The organism is Mesorhizobium sp. P3_A9, assembly GCF_056402975.1.
The window spans coordinates 1-3,546 of record NZ_JBFUGJ010000480.1 but is presented as its reverse complement, the minus strand read 5'-3'; the positions used below and the strand labels follow the sequence as shown (position 1 = coordinate 3,546).

Annotated in this window: 5 protein-coding genes; 4 read left to right on the top strand and 1 reads right to left on the bottom strand. The window is 64.5% G+C overall.

The window, feature by feature from the left end:
- The coding region (locus AC1DX0_RS32925) for a LysR family transcriptional regulator (RefSeq protein WP_477358545.1) at nt 1-573 on the bottom strand (573 nt) is incomplete at its 3' end.
- A gap of 162 nt (nt 574-735) precedes the next feature.
- On the opposite strand from AC1DX0_RS32925, the gene AC1DX0_RS32920 reads away from it, so the two are divergent.
- The 4 genes from AC1DX0_RS32920 to AC1DX0_RS32905 are packed head-to-tail and all read left to right on the top strand — an operon-like array spanning nt 736 to nt 2,884.
- Nucleotides 736-1,131, top strand: a complete 396-nt coding sequence (locus AC1DX0_RS32920; RefSeq protein ID WP_477222781.1) for a (R)-mandelonitrile lyase — start codon at nt 736-738, stop codon at nt 1,129-1,131.
- 53 nt (nt 1,132-1,184) lie between these two features.
- A complete protein-coding gene (locus tag AC1DX0_RS32915) occupies nt 1,185-1,514 on the top strand; it encodes a carboxymuconolactone decarboxylase family protein (protein WP_477222780.1) in 330 nt (109 codons plus the stop codon).
- A gap of 4 nt (nt 1,515-1,518) precedes the next feature.
- Entirely contained in the window at nt 1,519-1,893 is a 375-nt protein-coding gene (locus AC1DX0_RS32910) for a DUF2255 family protein (RefSeq protein ID WP_477222779.1), read from the top strand.
- Nucleotide 1,894: 1 nt separating this feature from the next.
- Nucleotides 1,895-2,884, top strand: coding sequence for an aldo/keto reductase (locus tag AC1DX0_RS32905; protein ID WP_477358543.1), 990 nt, complete (start codon nt 1,895-1,897; stop codon nt 2,882-2,884).
- The last annotated feature ends 662 nt before the right edge of the window (nt 2,885-3,546 follow it).

The window sequence follows — 3,546 nt, the reverse complement described above, 5'->3', positions numbered from 1 at the left end:
ATCATACGCCGTCAGGTCCTGCGGCGTCTTTGGCGGCTTGCGTTTTGCGAAATAGGCGGGCGCGCCGACCACCGCCATGCGCATGTCRGGSCCGATGCGCACSGCGATCATGTCSTKYGCCACCTGYTCGCCCAGMCGMACKCCGGCGTCGTAGCGCTCGGCGACGATRTCGGTSAGGCCATAGTCGACGATGATCTCGACCTTGATGTCRGGATAGTCCGGCARCASCTKSGCSAWWGCCGGCCACAGCACSGYGTCGGCSGMATGCTCGCCSGCCGTGATGCGGAYSGTGCCGGCGGGCTTTTCCCGCAAGGCGCTGAGCGCGGTGAGCTCGGCCTCGATCTCGTCGAGCCTTGGCCCGACGGAGCGCACCAGGCGCTCGCCGGCCTCGGTGGGCGACACGCTGCGCGTGGTGCGGGTCAGCAGCCGCACGCCCAGCCGCTCCTCCAGCGCGCGCACCGTGTGGCTGAGCGCCGATTGCGAAACGCCAATCTGCGCCGCCGCCCGGGTGAAGCTTTTTTCGCGCGCGACGGCGAGAAAGGCGGTCAGCTCGTTGAGATTGTCTCGTGGCATTGATGAGCCCTTCTCATAAGTACATGCCGGATATAGCACCTAATCCRGGCCAATCGCAGGAGCTAAATAGACGCCATCACATAGACATAGACGGCTGCCCCGAAGTCGGCGGCCCTGGAGGCCGTTGGCAGCATCCTGCCCGGCGTCGAGAAGGGAAAAGCCATGGATATCAAGCGAAGCGGCTCGCAAGCCTCAGCGAGGGGTCCTGCGGAGTATTTCACCGGAACGGTGCGCATCGATGCGCCTTTCAAGGGCAGCGAGCCGGCCCGCGTCGGCGGCGCCACTGTGACCTTCGAGCCCGGCGCGCGCACCGCCTGGCACACCCATCCGCTCGGCCAGACGCTGATCGTGCTGTCGGGTGCCGGCCTGGTGCAGCGCGAAGGCGGGCCGGTCGAGCCGATCCGCCCGGGCGACATCGTCTGCTTCGAGCCGGGCGAGAAGCACTGGCATGGTGCCGCACCGACCACGGCGATGAGCCACATCGCCGTCGCCGAAGCGCTCGACGGCAAGGTCGTCGACTGGATGGAAAAGGTTACAGACGAACAATACGGGGTTTGACGCGGCGGTTCCCGGCTCCATGTCCCGATACACCCTCAACGAAGGAAGCTCTCATGACAGACGCCCCCAAAAGCCCGTTCTCCGATATCGCGCCAGCGCTCGGCAAATACACCGACGAGGTGCTGTTCGGGGATCTCTGGAAGCGTCCCGGCCTTTCGCCGCGCGACCGCAGCCTCGTCACTGTCACCAGCCTGGTCGCGAATTACCGGATCAACGAGATGCCCTTTCACATGAAGCGTGCCCTCGACAATGGCGTCACCCGTGACGAACTCATCGAGACCATCACACATCTTGCCTTCTACGCCGGATGGCCGGCCGCAAGCACGGCGATCGGCATTGCCCGCAAGGTTTTCGAACAGGCCGACGCCGAGAAAAAGGGATGAAGCCATGCCATGGTCGAAGGAAGAACTCGCAAGGATCGCGGCAACCGACGATCTGCATATCTCACCGTTGCGCGATGACGGGGTGACCTTGGGCACGCCGACCTGGATCTGGTCGGTCGTGGCCGACGGCGCGCTTTATGTGCGCGGCTACAATGGAGCGCAGTCGCGCTGGTATCAGGCCGCGATCAAGCAGAAGGCCGGGCGCATCGCTGTTGCCGGCATGGCCAGGGACGTCAGCTTCGAGCCGGTCGAGGGAACCGTCAACGATCGCATCGATGACGCCTACAGAGCGAAATACGCTGCCAGCCCCTATCTCGCGCCGATGGTTGCGGCGCGCGCCCGCGCCGCAACGGTGCGGATCACACCGAAGGAGAATTGAAATGCAAAAGCGAATACTTGGAAAGAGCGGCCTCGAAGTCTCGGCCATCGGGCTGGGCTGCATGGGCATGAGCCAGTCCTACGGGCAGCCTATGGAAACGGCCGATGCCGTCCGCCTGATACGCTCGGCGTTCGAGCGCGGCGTCACCTTCTTCGACACCGCCGAGGTCTATGGACCGTTCACGAACGAGGAGGTCGTCGGCGAGGCGCTGCAGCCGATCCGCGACGAGGTGGTGATCGCCACCAAATTCGGCATCGACATCGCCGGCACAGCCGGACATGAGGGCATGGACAGCCGGCCGCAGCATATTCGCGACGTCGTCGAGGCCTCGCTCAAGCGGCTGAGGACCGACCGCATAGACCTTCTCTACCAGCACCGTGTCGATCCCGTCGTGCCGATCGAAGAGGTGGCGGGCGCGGTGAAGGACTTGATCAGCCAAGGCAAGGTCAAGCATTTCGGCCTCTCCGAGGCCGGTGTGCGCACCATCCGCCGCGCCCATGCGGTGCAGCCGGTCGCCGCCCTTCAGAGTGAGTATTCGTTGTGGTGGCGTGAGCCCGAGGAGGCGATCCTGCCGGTGCTTGAGGAACTGGGGATCGGCTTCGTGCCCTTCAGTCCCCTCGGCAAGGGTTTCCTGACCGGTGCCATCAATGCCGACACGACGTTCGACAGCAGCGACTTCCGCAACACCGTGCCGCGTTTTGCGGAGGAGGCGCGCAAGGCGAACCAGGCGCTGGTCGATGCGATCGTCGCGATCGCGGCGCAGAAGAAGGTGACCCCGGCGCAGGTCGCGCTCGCCTGGCTGCTGGCGCAAAAACCATGGATCGTTCCGATCCCCGGCACCACTAAGCTCAATCGCCTCGAGGAGAACATCGCATCGKCCRCKGTTGCGCTGACGGCTGACGATCTTGCCAACATCGAAAACGCGGTCTCGGCGATTGCCGTGCAGGGCGAGCGCTATTCGCCGCAACAGGCGGCACGGATCGATCGCTGAGGCGGAAAGAGCCCGATGTCGCCGAGGGCGTGCGCGCGCTCTACGACCGGGTGGCGATCCCGGCGGCCAGGACCGTGGTGTTCGCCGTGGGCCAGCCCGACGAGGTTGACATCAACGAGATTCTGTTTCGGCGCGACGGCGCAGGAGTATTAGGCCGGCGATGCAGATGTTTGACGTTCGTTCGCATTGAAGAGCCGTACGCCTTTGGCAATTGGCGGAAGCGCCCAACACTTCGTCATCCACGGGCGGAGCAAGGAGCGTAGCGACGCGGCGCAGACCCGAGGATCCATGCCGGGACTCTGAAGCATCACTACGGTCCAGAATTCTGCACCGCTGCACTCCACGGCTGAGGTCGCGGCATGGATCCTCGGGTCTCCGCGACGGAGCTTCGCTCCTGCTTCGCCCGTGGATGACGAAGTCGGGTGCATCGGCCGACCCGAAACCTTGACAGCCACGCCTTTCCTGCGCCAGCTTGGCGCCATGTTCGCCCTCGCGCCCACAAATACCAAGCGACGCCGCACAATGCGGAGCGGCAAGCTGATTGCGCGACGACGAAGGCCGGCAGGATAGATCCGGTTCGTTCGTTTCCAGCCCCGCCCGCGACATAAGCCGGCGGGGTTTTCCATGTCTGGAGCATTGTGATGACTAACAATTCCATCCGG